Annotated in this window: 12 protein-coding genes; 7 read left to right on the plus strand and 5 right to left on the minus strand. The window is 61.5% G+C overall.

Features of this window, described 5'->3' with window-relative positions:
- Positions 1-34: 34 nt before the first annotated feature.
- From FGF80_RS11865 to FGF80_RS11895, 7 genes are all read left to right on the plus strand, one after another.
- On the plus strand, positions 35-3,919 hold the full coding sequence (locus tag FGF80_RS11865) for an ATPase, T2SS/T4P/T4SS family (protein WP_138654197.1): 3,885 nt from the start codon (positions 35-37) through the stop codon (positions 3,917-3,919).
- Positions 3,916-5,991: a type II secretion system F family protein gene (locus FGF80_RS11870; protein WP_138654199.1), complete on the plus strand. Its 2,076-nt coding sequence runs from the start codon at positions 3,916-3,918 to the stop codon at positions 5,989-5,991. The genes FGF80_RS11865 and FGF80_RS11870 overlap by 4 nt, the downstream gene beginning before the upstream one ends.
- Before the next feature lies 1 nt (position 5,992).
- The gene (locus tag FGF80_RS11875; protein ID WP_006186570.1) at positions 5,993-6,520 is read left to right on the plus strand and encodes a DUF7287 family protein; all 528 of its coding nucleotides are present in this window, start codon (positions 5,993-5,995) and stop codon (positions 6,518-6,520) included.
- A gap of 4 nt (positions 6,521-6,524) precedes the next feature.
- The gene (locus FGF80_RS11880; RefSeq protein ID WP_006186569.1) at positions 6,525-7,145 is read left to right on the plus strand and encodes a DUF7288 family protein; all 621 of its coding nucleotides are present in this window, start codon (positions 6,525-6,527) and stop codon (positions 7,143-7,145) included.
- A gap of 32 nt (positions 7,146-7,177) precedes the next feature.
- Positions 7,178-8,518, plus strand: coding sequence for a bactofilin family protein (locus tag FGF80_RS11885; RefSeq protein WP_238705282.1), 1,341 nt, complete (start codon positions 7,178-7,180; stop codon positions 8,516-8,518).
- 186 nt (positions 8,519-8,704) lie between these two features.
- The gene (locus FGF80_RS11890) at positions 8,705-9,217 is read left to right on the plus strand and encodes a DUF7266 family protein (RefSeq protein ID WP_138654203.1); all 513 of its coding nucleotides are present in this window, start codon (positions 8,705-8,707) and stop codon (positions 9,215-9,217) included.
- Entirely contained in the window at positions 9,214-10,005 is a 792-nt protein-coding gene (locus FGF80_RS11895; protein ID WP_138654205.1) for a DUF7289 family protein, read from the plus strand. The genes FGF80_RS11890 and FGF80_RS11895 overlap by 4 nt, the downstream gene beginning before the upstream one ends.
- 100 nt (positions 10,006-10,105) lie before the next feature.
- Here FGF80_RS11895 and FGF80_RS11900 read toward each other — a convergent pair whose 3' ends face one another.
- From FGF80_RS11900 to FGF80_RS11920, 5 genes are all read right to left on the minus strand, one after another.
- On the minus strand, positions 10,106-11,395 hold the full coding sequence (locus tag FGF80_RS11900; RefSeq protein WP_138654206.1) for a hypothetical protein: 1,290 nt from the start codon (positions 11,393-11,395) through the stop codon (positions 10,106-10,108).
- A 120-nt stretch (positions 11,396-11,515) separates the two neighbouring features.
- Positions 11,516-12,424, minus strand: a complete 909-nt coding sequence (locus tag FGF80_RS11905; protein ID WP_138654208.1) for a CheR family methyltransferase — start codon at positions 12,422-12,424, stop codon at positions 11,516-11,518.
- Positions 12,421-12,936, minus strand: a complete 516-nt coding sequence (locus FGF80_RS11910; RefSeq protein ID WP_006186563.1) for a chemotaxis protein CheD — start codon at positions 12,934-12,936, stop codon at positions 12,421-12,423. The genes FGF80_RS11905 and FGF80_RS11910 overlap by 4 nt, the downstream gene beginning before the upstream one ends.
- Positions 12,933-14,201, minus strand: a complete 1,269-nt coding sequence (locus FGF80_RS11915; protein WP_006186562.1) for a chemotaxis protein CheC — start codon at positions 14,199-14,201, stop codon at positions 12,933-12,935. The genes FGF80_RS11910 and FGF80_RS11915 overlap by 4 nt, the downstream gene beginning before the upstream one ends.
- Positions 14,198-14,803 (minus strand): chemotaxis protein CheC, encoded by a 606-nt coding sequence (locus tag FGF80_RS11920; protein WP_006186561.1) that lies wholly within the window; start codon positions 14,801-14,803, stop codon positions 14,198-14,200. Before FGF80_RS11920 ends, FGF80_RS11915 begins: the two co-directional genes overlap by 4 nt.
- Positions 14,804-14,836 lie beyond the last annotated feature (33 nt).

Below are 14,836 nucleotides of genomic sequence, written 5' to 3' on the forward strand. Positions count from 1 at the left end.
AATTTTTTGAGGGGTGAACGTCAGGGTGGATGCAATGGCTATTGACGAGGCCGACCAATCGGATGCTGGGGACTTTTCTGAGGGGGAGGCATCCGACCCTGCGTCGGAAGGCGAGCGGTCTCAAGAAGCTGACCTGACGTCGAATTCGGCGATCAGCGTTGGTACGTACACCTGGGAAGAGTTCATGAACGAGTACGGGTACGGCGACGAAGTGGCCGACCTGTACCCCGACGACGGGACCGAGGGGGACCAACTCGGACTCGATACCGGCGAAGACGTCGGATCGAGCCCGAGCGGGGACGACTGGGACCGAGTGACGTTCGATCCGGAATCGTACCTCGGGTATCATCCCGACGACCTCGAGGAGCAGGTCCTGCCGACCGCCGGCGACAGCGCTGCCACGCTCCGATCGATCGTCGACGAGTACCTCGATCCGGAGACGACGCCGGTCGTCAAGGACATCTGGACCTGGGAACACTACAAGCGGGCGTACGGTCACGACGACTCGTCGCCGCTAGACAAATCCGACGCGCTCGGCTTCGACCCCGAGACGTTAGAGGGTCGTCTCGCCGCCGCTAACGACGTCGCCTTGGAACTTGACGATGTCGTGGAAGAACGCACCGTCAACGTTCAGGAGGACCTCGATGAGGACGAATTCTTCTCGACGGCCGGGGGAAACACGACCGTCTCCAATCGCTACGATCTCGAGAAGGCGGTCCCCTTCGAAAAGAAGACCCACTTCCGGGAGGTCGAGCGCTACTGGGTGAACAAGCCCTACGCCTACGTCGTCATCTTCCACTCGGAGAAGGAAAACGAGAAGAAGTACTACATGATCGAGCCCTACCAGAACGAGATCGAGGCGGAGCTCAAGGAGTTCCTCTCGGGTAAACTCAGGAAGGCGATCAAGTACTCCGAGGACGGTATCAAGGAGAAGGCGACGGAGGGCGGTCGCCGAACGGTAATCGAGGACGAAACCAGACGGTTGTTGAAACGGTACGACCTCTTCGAAGCGACGTCCGGCAGTACGTCGGAAGGCGTCGTCGAGACGATTCGGGGACTGCTCGACGATGACGAGTCGACCGTGGTCGAGGCCGAGGACACCGGGCCGAGCCGACTCGGCGGGATCGAAGCCCGACCCGAACCGGCCATCCTCGCGGACGATCCGGACACGCTGAGCGAGTATCAGGTCGAAAAGCTCCTGTACCTGCTTACGCGGGACTTCATCGGCTACGAGCGTATCGACGGGATCAAACACGACATCAACGTCGAAGACATCTCCGTCGACGGCTACAACTCGCCGGTCTTCGTCTATCACTCCGAGTACGAACAGATCATCTCGAACATCTACCACGGCGAGGACGAACTGGACGACTTCGTCGTCAAACTCGCCCAGCGGTCGGGCAAAGGGATCAGCAAACGGCTCCCGCAGGTCGACGCGACGTTGCCCGACGGCTCGCGTGCCCAGCTGACCCTCGGCAAAGAGGTCTCCGATCACGGGACCAACTACACCATCCGTCAGTTCAAGGACGTTCCGTTCACCCCGATCGACCTCATCAACTGGAACACGTTCTCGCTCGACGAGATGGCGTTCCTCTGGCTCGCCATCGAGAACCACAAGAGCCTGATCTTCGCCGGCGGTACAGCATCCGGGAAGACGACATCGCTGAACGCCGTTTCGCTGTTTATTCCCTCGAGCGCGAAGATCGTCTCCATCGAGGACACCCGCGAGGTCGAACTGCCACAGCGAAACTGGATTGCCAGCGTCACCCGCCCCTCGTTCTCCGACGACGAACAGGGGGACGTCGACGAGTTCGACCTGCTCGAGGCCGCACTGCGCCAGCGCCCCGACTACATCGTGATGGGTGAGATCCGTGGTGAGGAGGGCCGAACGCTCTTCCAGGTCATGTCGACGGGGCACACCACCTACACGACCTTCCACGCCGACTCTGTCGACGAGGTGCTCAAGCGGTTCACGACGGACCCGATCAACGTCTCGAAGACGATGTTCACCGCGCTGGATCTGGTGTCGATCCAGACCCAGACCCGCGTCCAGGGTCGGAAGGTCCGCCGGAACAAGTCCCTGACCGAGATCAACCACTACGAGGCCGAACACGACGAGATCAACGTTCAGGACGTCTATCAGTGGCAGGCCGAGACCGACGAGTTCCTCAAGATGGGGGATTCGAACACGTTAGAGGAAATCCAGTTCGATCGCGGGTGGAGTCGGGAGAAACTCGAGGACGAACTGTTCAAGCGGGAGGTCATCCTCGCGTACCTCATCAAAAACGGACTGAACACGTACGCACAAGTCGCCGCAACCGTACAGGCGTTTATCAACGATCCGGAGACCATCCTCACGCTCATCGCGAACGGTCAACTCGAGGACAGTCTCGAGGACCTCCGGGAGATGGAGAGCGTCCTGATCGACGTCGATCCGGAGAAAGAGGAACTCGTTCCGCGACCCGAGGCGACGAGCGAGACGTACAACCTTTCGACGGACATCTTGGAACGGGCCGAGGAGTCGCTGTTCGAGGAGTTCCGCGGAGAGGTTCCCAGCGGACTCGCGAGTTCGCTCGGCGATGTCGAAGCCGAGAGCACGATCGAGGTCGACCGCGCCGACAGCGACGAGTTCGAGTTCGGCGGCGAGGTCGACGAGACCGTCGACGAAGACGAGTGGGAACTGGGTGACAGTTCGACCGCGTTCGCCATCGACGGCGACGACGGCGGCGGTGACGAGCCAGCGTGGCTGAGCGAAGGGGCCGAGGCCGGCGTCGCTACCAACGCCGATACCGGACCGGGACCGGAGGGAGCCGACGAACGCGCGCCTGCCGGTGAATCGCCCGCAGCGAGTAGTACGCCGGCGGAGACGACGGCCCAGGACGCCCCGCCGAACGCGGGCGACCGGCTCCCGGCGGACGAGACAACCGACTCGAGCGACGGGACGGGATCGACGGCGAGCGATGCGACGATACTGCCGTCCGACGACGCCGGTGACAGCGATCTGGGTGGCTTGTTCGACGATATGGGAGAGACGATCGACGGGATCGACGATCCGCAACCGGGGCAGACGGCTGGCGGCCCCGAACCGACGGCGAGCGATCACGGGGAAACGTCAGGATTCGATTCGATGTTCCCGGACGGCGATCTCGATTCCATCTTCGATCCCGATTCGGAGGACCGCACATCGACGGCTGCGTCCGGGACACAACCCGCAGCCGAGACGGATGCGGCCCCGGACGACGAACCGGAGCCGCCGACGATCGACCTCGGGACCGGGTCGGCCGATTCGGATGTGGCGGAATCCGATTCCCCTGCGGCGGACGGGACCTCGGACGATGATCCGGAACCACCGACGATCGATCTCGATAACGGGGCGACGGACTCGGATGCAGCGGATTCCGACACGCCTGCGGCGGACTCGGCTGCTGACGACGAACCGGAACCACCGACGATCGATCTCGATGACGGGACGACGGACTCGGATGGCACTGAATCGGGGTCGCCTGCGGCGGGCGCAACGGAGTCGGACGGTTCGCCTGCCGGTCGTCGGGACGACGGAACCGACGACACGGACACGGGAAGCGACGACCAGTCGGCAACACCCGAAGCCGGGAGCACCGACCCGCCGACGATCGATATCGACGACGGGGGTGTCGACTCGTCGGCCGAAACCGCCGCCGATGACGAGCCGGAAGCGGACTCGGACGACGAAGCCGGCGACGACTCGATATTCGGCGACGATTCGGAGTCGGTCTTCACGGACGATGAGACCGACAGGGTCGACGATGACGGATCACTGTTCGACGCCGACTCGAGCGATGACGAGTCGATTTTCAAAGGTGATGATGACGGAAACGCGGCGGACGGAAACGGCGGCATCTTCGACGCCGACGAAAGTGACGAGGAGACCGACTCATGAGCCTCCAAACGAAGGACAGCGGCGGCTCGGGCATGTCGGGAAGCTCCGACGTACTCGGTGATCGGTTCTACCCGCTCTACGATCGGCTGTTCGGGGACGACAGCGAGTTCGTCGCCGATGTCGAGACGAAACTCGCGCAGGCCCGGATGACGGATACGGTCGAACTCTACCTCTCGCGAGCGCTCGGGATCGGATTCATCAGCGGTCTCACCCTCTGGCTGATCGGACTCATGCTCGGCTACGGCGTCTTCGCCATCGGGCTCCTCTCGAACGAGACGCTCATCGGTATCCCGGTCGGCAACGGACTCCTCCTGCAGATCATCGAGATGCTTCGGGTCCCGGCCATCGTCTTCTTTACCGGGCTGATACTCGGTACGATCGGCTTCGGGATCGGCTTCGGATCGATGGTCGCGATCCCCTACTCGCGTGCGTCCTCGCGCAAACGCGAGATCAACATGCTCCTGACCGACTCGGTCTCGTTTATGTACGCCCTGTCGGTCGGTGGTCTGAACCAACTCGAGATCATCGAGGCGATGGCCCAGGCCGACGACACCTACGGCGAGGTCGCAAAGGAGTTCCAGAGTATCGTCAAGGAGACCGAATACTTCGACATCGACTACCGAACGGCCATTCGGAAACAGGCGCTGGAGACGCCGAGCGACGACCTCGCGCAGTTCCTGACCGACATGCTCTCGATCGTCAATAGCGGCGGTGACATGCAGAGCTTCCTCGAGGACAAGAAAGAAAAGCACATGCGCACCGCAAAGCAGGAACAGGAACTCACCCTCGAGACGCTCGAACTGTTCGGGGAGATGTACATGACGCTATCGCTGTTCCCGCTTCTCCTGATCATCATCATGGTCATCATGCAGATGATTCCGGGCGCGGGCGTCTCGAATCAGATGCTCTACATGACCGTGTACGGTTTGATCCCGATGATCGGGGTCGCCTTCATCGTCCTCGTTTCGACGGTCAAACACGACGAACCCGGCGACGGCTTCCTCACGATGGGGAACACGGACCAACGGACCGAAACCGGCAAGGAAGACGGCCTGTTGGGCCTCGGGCTCGTCGAACAGTTCACCGGCGATCACAGCGTTTTCGATCGAATCAAGAACCGCGAGGGGACCTACGAGACGATCGAGGTTCTGCGGAAGCCACATCACTTCTTCAGGGACAATCCGCTGATCACCCTTGCGTTGACCGTACCGATGGCACTCGTCGTCGTCGTTACGGCCGTGGTAAACGGGGCGACACCGATGTCGTGGGAGGAACTCCTCGAGAAACCGATCTGGGGAACGGTCATCTACCTCTACGTCCCGCTGTACATCGTCGCCCTGCCGCTGGCGATTTTCCGCGAGTGGAACTTCCGCCACCGAACCGCCGTCGTCAACAAACTCTCCGAAGACCTCCGGAAACTCTCGAGTTCGAACGACACCGGGCTCACGCTGCTCGAGTCGTTCAAGGCCGTCTCCGACACGACGAGCGGCAAGTTGGCCCGCGAGTTCGAGATCGTTCACACGAAGGTCAACTACGGGACGAGCATGAAGGAAGCGCTCATCGAGTTCAACAACAAGTACCACATTCCGCGCCTCGCCCGAACGATGCGCCTGATCACCGAAGCACAGGAGGCGTCAAACGAGATTTCGGACGTCCTCCGAACGGCTGCAACCGCGAGCGAGAACCACGACGATATCCAGCGCGAACGCAAGTCCCGAACCCGGATGCAGATCGTGATCATCATCATGACGTTCATGACGGTGCTCGCGGTGATCGCCATTCTCAAAACGCAGTTTATCGACACGATGGCGGGTCTCGAAAGCAGCAGCGGTGGTGGTGGCGGCGGTGGCGGAGCTCCCGGCGGTGCCGGCGGTGCAATGCAGGGTGCGAACCTCAGCGAGAACATCAACGTCGACATGCTGTCGGTGCTGTTCTTCCACGCGGTAACCCTGCAGGCGATCATCTCCGGGTTTATCTGTGGATATATGCGCGACGCCAGTATACTGAGCGGGTTGAAATACGCGGTCGGACTGTCCGCGATCGCACTCATCGGCTGGACCCTGGTGGCCTGACATGAGCGACCAACGCCCATGCGACCGAAAGCAGGATCGACAACGACGACCCCGTACGATCTCGATCTCCCTCGCGGATCGGGGCCAGACCACGCAGGATTTCGCCGTCGGGATCGGTGTGTTCCTGCTAGCGATCGCCTTCGTCTTCTCGTTTCTTCCGTCGCTCGTAACCCCGTACGAGTCGTCGAACGGTGCGAAGACGGCACAGGCCGACCGGATCGCGGACCGGATCGTCGACGATCTCGGAACGGGATCGGGTAACGAGATCGACTTTACGGAGTATGCCGGAGAGGAGAACCTGACCCACCAGCTCGGACTCCGGGCGAGCGGTGACCAGGATCACGTTTACGATAGCCTGAACGTGACGATAAAATACGTGAACAATAGTACGACGCTCAAACACCCCGATACCACCGCCGGGGAACCGTATAGCAACCAGTCGGCGGCCAGTTCGGCACGGATCGTGACGCTCGAAGGTGATGTCGACGAGTGTGACCCCGCCTGTCGGCTCGTCGTGAGGGTCTGGTGATAGCATGGCTGGAACTGATATTCCATCCGGCGGCGATCGCGGACAGGCCTACACGCTCGAGGGGTTCATCGGCGCGATGGTCGTACTGATGGCGACCCTGTTCGCACTGCAGTCGGTCGTGATCATGCCGTCGACCGGCGGGATCGACCGCTCCGACCAGGCACAGAGACAACAGGAAGCACTGGACGCACTGGTCGTCGCAGCGGAAGACGGAAACCTCTCGGAGACGCTCCGTCGCTGGAACGGTGAGGGTGGATTCGAAGGTACCGACGGCCAGTTGGCAGAGAGCGGGGACTATCGGCAGTACCATCCCGATACCTTCGCCAACAAATCGACGCTCGGGAGCATATTGGACGATCGATTCAACGAGCGTGGTGGCGGATACAACGTCGAGATACATCCGAAAGGGAGCGAGAACAAAACGCTGGTTCACCAGTCCGGGCCCCCACCATCGAGCGTCACGGCCAGTTATACCGTAACGCTGTACGACGATCAGTACGTGACTCCGGACCGGGAGCGAACGCTGAGCGACCTCAACGAGAGCGAGTCGGCGATTTCGGAGTTGAGCAACGGCCCGAATAATCCGGTCTACAACGTCGTCGAAGTCCGGGTGGTCGCATGGTAACCATCTCCCACCGACACCGCGATCGCGGGCAGTTGCTCCTCGTCGGCGCGATTACCCTCGCGTTCATCATTCTGGGTGCCGTCGTCGTCTACAACGGTGTGCTCGCCACCGAAACCGTCGCCTCCGGCCCGACCGGCCAGACCGGCCCCGGTGCCAAAGTGACGAACGATGAACTCGAGGACGGACTCGGGGGCCTCGCCCATCGCGGAAATGTCAACTGGGACAACAGCAGCGGCGGGAGCTATGGCAACGCTCTCGAGACGGCGATCACCGGAGATTCGGAATACGCGGACTCGTACCTGAACACGACGGTGAGTAGCCGTCCGACAGCCACGCGGATCGAGACCGTCGATGTCGTCATGGAGGCACGGGTTGCAACGAACAGCATCGGTAACGAATCCGTCGACTTGATGAACAACGAGTCCGCGATCAACACGACTCGACACGTCGGTCACTTCGCCCTCGAGTTCGATCCGGACGACAGTGACGGTGACATAACCGTTCGATCCGTTAACAGCAGTGGCGGAACGAAGGAGGTGACGATCGCAGACTCCGGCAGCGACTATACGATACAATCCGAGCCGTGTTCCATGTCTCAACCCGTTCGAATCGACTTCGTTCGTGGAACGATCAACGGAACCGAACGGGAGTGCGGACTCGAGTTGATCGACCCGGACGAGTCGTACGACGAAGTCGAACTATCTCAGGGGGACGACGCCGACGGCTCGTACGAACTCGTGGTCAAAGGGGACCAGGATATCGACGGAATCGTCGATGTCGACTACGGCGCGTGGGATATCGCGGCGGACGTCACGTATACCTCGAATGAGGTTTCGTATACGCGGTTACAGCGAGTTCCTATCTACGGTGAAGGGAGTCAAAATCCCTTCGGGCTAGTTCCAAACGGGTTCTGCGATAATCTCAATCTTACTGGTGGTTCGACGACGATTGATGATGGTAAGATAACTGAGTGTGATATCAAAAAGGCCGATGGAAGCGGCTTTACGGTCGATATTGCTGATGAAAGTACCCTCGTTGGGGAAGTGGAGATCGATGGTGATCTGGATATAACCGATGAAAGCACACTCTATGGTCGTGTGATCCGGGCACAGAATATCGATATTGATGATGGAAAGCTCATCGGCGATATCAACAATAAAGAATCCATAACTATGGACAATGGGGCGAAAGTAAGTGGAGATATATCCAGTGACAAGACCATCTCTATGGGAACAAACAGTGTTGTTCGTGGGGATATATACTCGAAAAAAGATGTTGACATTGACGGTGGCAGCGTCGTCTACGGTGACGTGACTGCTGACGGAACTGTTACTGTCAACGACGGAACCGTCCACGGAGAGATCAACGATTGAGAACAAGAAACAGCAACCACATGAAAATACCACTCGAAACAACCCATGCGTATGTTCGAGACACTATAGTTGAATCCGGACTAATTCATCTTTCCGAAACGAACCCGATTGAAGTCATATATCGAATTATATCAGCAACTCATCGATTCGGATGTGTTACTCTCCGCCGGTCGGAGGTGTCGGTCGATGCGTGACCGGTTCCGTCGGGCTGACCGCGGCGTTTCGATCACGGTCACGCACGCGCTCACCATCGCCATCACGACGGTCCTCATCGCGATGCTCCTGATGGCCGGTGGCACGCTCCTCGAGAACCAAAAGGAAAACAGCGCGCGGCTGTCACTCGAGACGGTCGGCGAGCGCCTGAGCGATGAACTGTCGAACGTCGACCGGGCGGCGATCGGGACGAACGACGAGGTGACCGCTACTGCCGACCATCCGCAAACGGTTGCAGGCTCGTCGTACACGGTCGAATTGCTCCCTGCGATCGAATGCGGGGACGGACGGTTTCTCGATGGCTCGACCGAGTGTCTGAAACTGACGGCGACGGACGCCGATACCGTCGTCTACGTCCCGGTCAAGATCGACGCGGAAATCGACGACGACTCGAAGACAGTGTCGGGCGGCACGATCGAAATCCGCCATCGGTCCACCGGTGACCCGACCACCAGTGAAATATCGATCCACGGAGGAACACGATGAGACGAAACCGAAACGGCGAGCCGAGCGCTGGACGTGCCGGCCCCGATCGTGCAGTCTCCGATGTCCTCGCGTTCATCCTCGTCTTCGCGACGATCATCGGCTCCGTCATGTTGCTGTCCATGACCGGATTCCAAGCGATGACCGATTACAGCGACGGCGAGCAGCTACGGAACTCCGAGCGAGCGATGGAGGCACTCACGGAGAACTTCAACGACGTGCTGCGATACGACGGGATCGACAAGCGACGCGGCGAACTATCGCTTCGCGAAGGGACGTTTGCGGCCGGCTCCGACGGGACGGTACTCGAGATCGAACTCGATACCGGTGCCGGTACCGCTTCCGCTGACGCCAGTCCCGTGACGCTCGGCGAATTCGCGTATACGACCGGGTCAGATCGGATTATCTACGAGGGTGGCGGCGTCGTTCGCTCCGCCGAAAACGGTGGTAGCGTCGTTCTCAAACGACCACAGCTGGCGTGTGACGAGGGGAACGAATCGGTCCTTATTACGATTCCGTCGGTCCAGGCCACCAACGGGTCGATCCAGAGTAGTGGCACGCTCGAGGTGACGATGAACGAAACGGAGCGCAAGACACAGATCGAAAGCGGTGTCGATGAAGTGACGGTAACGGCGAATACGGACTACGACAACGCCTGGAACGCGACGCTCGAACGGTCCGGCTGGGAGCGCGACACAGCCAGTCCGACCCCCAAAGCGACCTGTGGTGAAAGCACGGGCAGCGACCTCCAAGTCGTCATAACGGTCGTCGAGACCCACGTCAAGTACTGACCGCGCCGTCACTTCTCCGAAGAGTCGTCGAGAGCGATCGGCCATTGAACGTCACTGCACACCCGATCCAGACGGCTGGCCGATCGGCGTCGCAATCGCTTCAGGAGGTTCGACCGTCCCAGTCCCCCGTGAGCATCGCCCGCAATCCCGCTCGAGCGGCGAGCGCCTCGACGCGTGCGGCGCGTTCGTCCGGCTCGCCCCCGGTCGCGAGATAGAGCCCGTTCGAGAGCTGTGTCGGGGCGGCCATCGGCGAGCCGTCGGCGTGAGTGGGGGCGGAGTTCAGAACCGTGCCGTCGGCGTCGTCGGGGCTCCACGGGACATCGATACCGGAGAGGCCGCGCTCGAACAGGTACTCGGCGGCCTCGACCAGTGCCCCCGCCGCCGTCGAGTGGCCGATCGCGCCGATCGAACCGCGATCGTTGAAGAATCGGACGACGTATTCGCCGTCGTCGGTACCGGTGTCGGCGTCAACGGTCGATCCGTCCGATCCGTCGTCGGGAGTCGACGCCGACGGGTCGTCCGATTCCGTCCCACTTGCGTCTCCCGCACCGGTTTCGCGGGCAGCGTCGGCGTTCGAGCCCGAAGCGCTCCCGCGTTCGGCTCGAGTCGCGTCCGTTCTCGGGTCGGTAGCGTCGCCGCCGGAGTCGGCGGGCAATCCGGACCGAGAGTCGGATGCACAGGTCTCATTCGTCTCCCCGTCTCCGGTTACCGCCGATTCGTTGAATCGAATCGAGACGTCCGTCCGGCTCTCCCCCGATTCCGGCCTGCCATCGGCGAACGCGACGACGAGCTGGTCGAGGAGTCGGTCGACCGCGGCGTCGAACTCGTCGGCATAGGCATCGCCCTGCACGGCGGCCGTCGTCAGTTGCTCGACGATCGAGTCGACGAGACATGGCCGCTCGAGTGCGAGTCGCCGGGCGACGTGGTCCCGGGAGTGGTGCTCGAGTCGGCGAGCCAGGGCCGCCCTCGAGTAGTTGTCCAGTGTCGACTCCGCGTCGGCGAGTTCGGAGAGGGTGAGGGCGTGGTAGTCGACATCGGACGCGCCCGCGAGCAGGAGATATTCGCGGCCGTTCGTGTAGATCGCACGGTCGATACCCGTCCAGGTCATCGCCCCCCGCAGCGCGGTGGCACGTGACTCTTCGAGGGACGCATCGTAGGCCTCGACGGCGACGAGCAGCGCGGGCACCGAATCGATCATCGGCACGTATTCGACTCGCGTCCCGTCGACGGTCCGGTCGGTCACACACGAATCGGCACGACAGTCCCAGCCGAGGGCCTCGAGGAAGGGCTCGACGAGCCACGTGCGGGTTTCACCGCGGGACGTCGGCGGCGACGAGTCGATCAGCGCCGCAGTGCGGGCGACGAACGGTCGAAGGTCGAACGGAGGCATTCGTCGGGAGTATTCGGCGAACCGTCATGTAACGAGTGGTTGTTCTCCGCACTGTGAACAGACCCAACGGGTTCTCGCGGACAGCCCGATAACCGCCATCGTATCCTCCGTTCGTCGCCGCTACGACGTGAAGTTCGGGTCCGTGCGGCGGTCGGTCGTCCCGCCGCCCGTGTTGCGTCCGTCCCGCTGGTAGATTCGCAAGCGAGCCTCGCGGACGGCGAACGCCGACTGGAGCGACGGCGGGATCGTCTCGGCCTTGCCGATGACGAGGTAGCCGTCCGTTCGAAGCGACCGGGCGATCGTTTCGAGCATCGGTCGTTTGTACGCGTTGTCGATATATATGAAGAGATTTCGGCACGTGACGAGATCGAACCCCGACTTCGGGTCGTCGTTGATCAGGTCGTGGCGCTGAAAGCGTACGTTTCGCTTGATTTCGTCGCTGATACGGTAGGTCCGCCCGTCGACATCGACGTACCGCCGGTAGTTGTCGAGAAAGGAGAGTTGGTCGTCGAAATCAACCGTCCGGGATTCCTCATAGACGCCGTTCCGAGCCGTTTCGAGCGCCGGTGTACTGATGTCGGTCCCGAGAACGTAGACGCTGGACTCGTCGATCTTGGGATCGTCACGCGCGAGCATTGCAAGCGAATACGGCTCTCGGCCGTCGGCACACGCGGCACTCCAGACTCGGACGGTCGTCTCTTTCGCGGACAGTTTCCGGAGAACGGTCCGGATCCCCGACCAGACATCCGGGTTCCGAAAAAAGCCGGTTACGTTGATGCTCATCGCCTCGAGCAACGCCTCCTGTTCGTCGGCATCAGTTCGCAGGTGCTCGAAGTAGTCCTGGTACGTCTCGTTTCTCGTCCGCCGCATCCGGGAGGAGATACGCCGGTCGAGGTAGCTGTCGTTGTAGTGACTGGTCGCGAACGACAGTTCGTCTTCGACGAACGCGAGGAGGTCGGCGAACACCTCGTCGTCACGGTCACCGTCGTCGGGGTCGGTGCCGGCGTCGCCAGCGCCGTTGCCGATCACAGTTCCATCACTCCGTTATCTCCGTCGGACGTTTTCACCACGAGCGTCCCCGTCCCGGGCGTGAATTCGACGGTTCGACCGTATTCGCCGCCGACGTCTTCCGCCTCGAGCGGGACGCCGAGTTTCTCGAGTTCCGTCTTTGCGGCGGCGATGTTTCGCTGTCCGACGCCGTCGCCGAAACTCTCGAACTCGAACATGTCGCTGCCGCCGGCGATTTTCGCTTCGACGGCGGTGTAGTTTGCGCCCTGCTCGACCATGCGCCGGAGGAGCGCACGGATCGCCGTATCGGCGTACTTGCCCGGTTTGCGCTCGCTGTTGTCCGCAGTGTCGCCGTCGGGCAACATGACGTGTGCCAAGCCGCCGATATTGGTGTTTGGGTCGTACAGGGCGATGGCCAGACACGACCCGAGGCCGTAGGACTTGAGCGTGTCGTCGCCGTCGCTGACGACGAGTTCGGAGATGCCGACCTGGACCGGCGTCGGTGCGCCCGGTTCGGTGCCGTACGTTTTCATGTGTTATCGACTTCCTGGAACTCCGCCGTCGTCGGCGTCTCCTCGATCCGATCGACGTCTAAATTGTTCAGCGCCCGCTCGAGATCGGACTCGTCGGGGATCGCGTACACTTCGCAGTCGAACTCCCGACCGTCGGCCATAACGACCGTGTCGAAGACGAACGCGAAGTCCTGATTCTCTCCGAGCTGGATGATGACCGGGTCGACGGCCGCGGCACCGATGTCGTGGATGAACTCCGGCGTCGAATGGTCGATCGTCGTATCGAGGACGTTCGCCCAGCCGTCGAGGAACCCGCTTGCCATGATGTTCCCGAGCTCCTTGATCGCGCTGGTGCCCATCTCGCCGAACCCGTCCTCGTCGACCTCCATGGGAACCATCGCGTCGACGATCTCGTGGGCCGACTCCTCGTCGAACAGGAAGAGGAGATAGCCGCTTGGCATGCCGTCGAATTCGAAGGCGACCCCGACGAGTTTCTCGTTTGCCACCTGCTCGGGAATCGCCTCGAGCGAGACGAAGTTCAGCCGGCGGATGTCGACGCTGGTATCGATGCCGGTCAGCGTGGTCGCCGTCTTGGCGACCTCCTCGGCACCGCGTTCCGCCATTCGATCGAAGCCGTCGAGTTTGTCGTACTCGATGCCCTCGCTGGTGCGCAGTTGCTCGAGGAGCTTCGACATCGACTCGCGTTTCGGGAAGAGGTAGTGACTGAAGCCGACCTCGGTCCCGACGGTCTCGATCTGGCTCTGGAAGAGCAAGGCGAGGTCGTCGTCGGCCGGTGCCTCGTCAATGTCGCCGAAGAAGGGCTCGGCGGTCTGTCCCTCGACGAACTCCGGCGTGGAGACGTCGATGACGGTCTCCAAGACGTCGGCCCAGCCATCGATGAAGCCGCTGTTCATGATGTGGCCGACTTCGGTGGCCGCGCTCTCGGTCATCTCGTCGAAGCCGTCGATCTCGTCGACATCGGCGTTGACATCCGCGTCGGGACCGGCTTCCGCGAGCAGGGTTTCGACGATTCGAAGCGCGTTCTCGCGCTCGAAGACGACGACCGAGTAGCCCTCGATCCCGCCGGTCAGCTTGACGCGGACGCCGACCTTCTCCGTCGAGTCCTCGAAGTCGCGCCGGATCTCCTGGCCGCGCATGAAGTTGAGCTTCGTTACGCCGACCTTCGTCTCGACGCCCAGCATATGGGTGAGTCGGCCCGCCGCCAGTCCGGCCCCCTCTCGAGCCATCCGGTAGAACGTGCCGAGTGCGTTGACGTCGAGTTTCATGCGGATTGGACTTCGATGCCGTTGACCATTTCCACGAACTCTCCCAAGTCGGGGAAGGCGTAGATCTCGGCTTCGATCTGGTAGCTGGGGACCGACAGATCGGAGTCGAAGAACAGTGCCAGATCGTCGCCGCCGAGACTGGCCGTCCGGGTGACGATGTCACCCGTTTGCGCGTAGACGAGCTGTGGCGCGGCGATATCGATCGCGCGGCCGAGCACGTCCGCCCAGCCGTCGATGAAGCCACTTGCCATCATGTTGCCCATCTCTTCGACGGCGCTGCGGGCCATCTTCCCGGAGACATCGCCCATGTCGTCGACGACGTCGCGAAGCATGATCGCCGTGATCTTCTTCGCGCTCGCCTCGGGGAAGAGGATAAGGATGTGCCCGTGTGGTGGGTCGAGCAGCCGGACGCGGACGCCGACCCGTTTCCCGGCATCGAGCTGTGACTCGATGTCGTCGACGTCGATGAAGTTGGTCTTGGTCACCTCCATCTGGGCGTCCTCGCCGGTCAGTTTGCTCATGTTGTCGGCGACGCCGTTCGTCCCGACTTTCGCCATCTCGTTTATGAAGCTCAGCTTTCGTATATCGACCATCATCGTCATGAATTTCTCCGTAGGTGTGGGTGTTCGCGTTCG

Source organism: Natrinema pallidum (assembly GCF_005890195.1).
Taxonomy (GTDB): Archaea; Halobacteriota; Halobacteria; order Halobacteriales; family Natrialbaceae; genus Natrinema; species Natrinema pallidum.

Bases quoted from the DNA above. Each gene is read 5' to 3' on its own strand.
- FGF80_RS11865 (WP_138654197.1), top strand. From the start codon at position 35: ATGGCTATTGACGAGGCCGACCAATCGGATGCTGGGGACTTTTCTGAG.
- FGF80_RS11870 (WP_138654199.1), top strand. From the start codon at position 3,916: ATGAGCCTCCAAACGAAGGACAGCGGCGGCTCGGGCATGTCGGGAAGC.
- FGF80_RS11875 (WP_006186570.1), top strand. From the start codon at position 5,993: ATGAGCGACCAACGCCCATGCGACCGAAAGCAGGATCGACAACGACGA.
- FGF80_RS11880 (WP_006186569.1), top strand. From the start codon at position 6,525: ATGGCTGGAACTGATATTCCATCCGGCGGCGATCGCGGACAGGCCTAC.
- FGF80_RS11890 (WP_138654203.1), top strand. From the start codon at position 8,705: ATGCGTGACCGGTTCCGTCGGGCTGACCGCGGCGTTTCGATCACGGTC.
- FGF80_RS11895 (WP_138654205.1), top strand. From the start codon at position 9,214: ATGAGACGAAACCGAAACGGCGAGCCGAGCGCTGGACGTGCCGGCCCC.
- FGF80_RS11900 (WP_138654206.1), bottom strand. From the start codon at position 11,395: ATGCCTCCGTTCGACCTTCGACCGTTCGTCGCCCGCACTGCGGCGCTG.
- FGF80_RS11910 (WP_006186563.1), bottom strand. From the start codon at position 12,936: ATGAAAACGTACGGCACCGAACCGGGCGCACCGACGCCGGTCCAGGTC.
- FGF80_RS11915 (WP_006186562.1), bottom strand. From the start codon at position 14,201: ATGAAACTCGACGTCAACGCACTCGGCACGTTCTACCGGATGGCTCGA.
- FGF80_RS11920 (WP_006186561.1), bottom strand. From the start codon at position 14,803: ATGACGATGATGGTCGATATACGAAAGCTGAGCTTCATAAACGAGATG.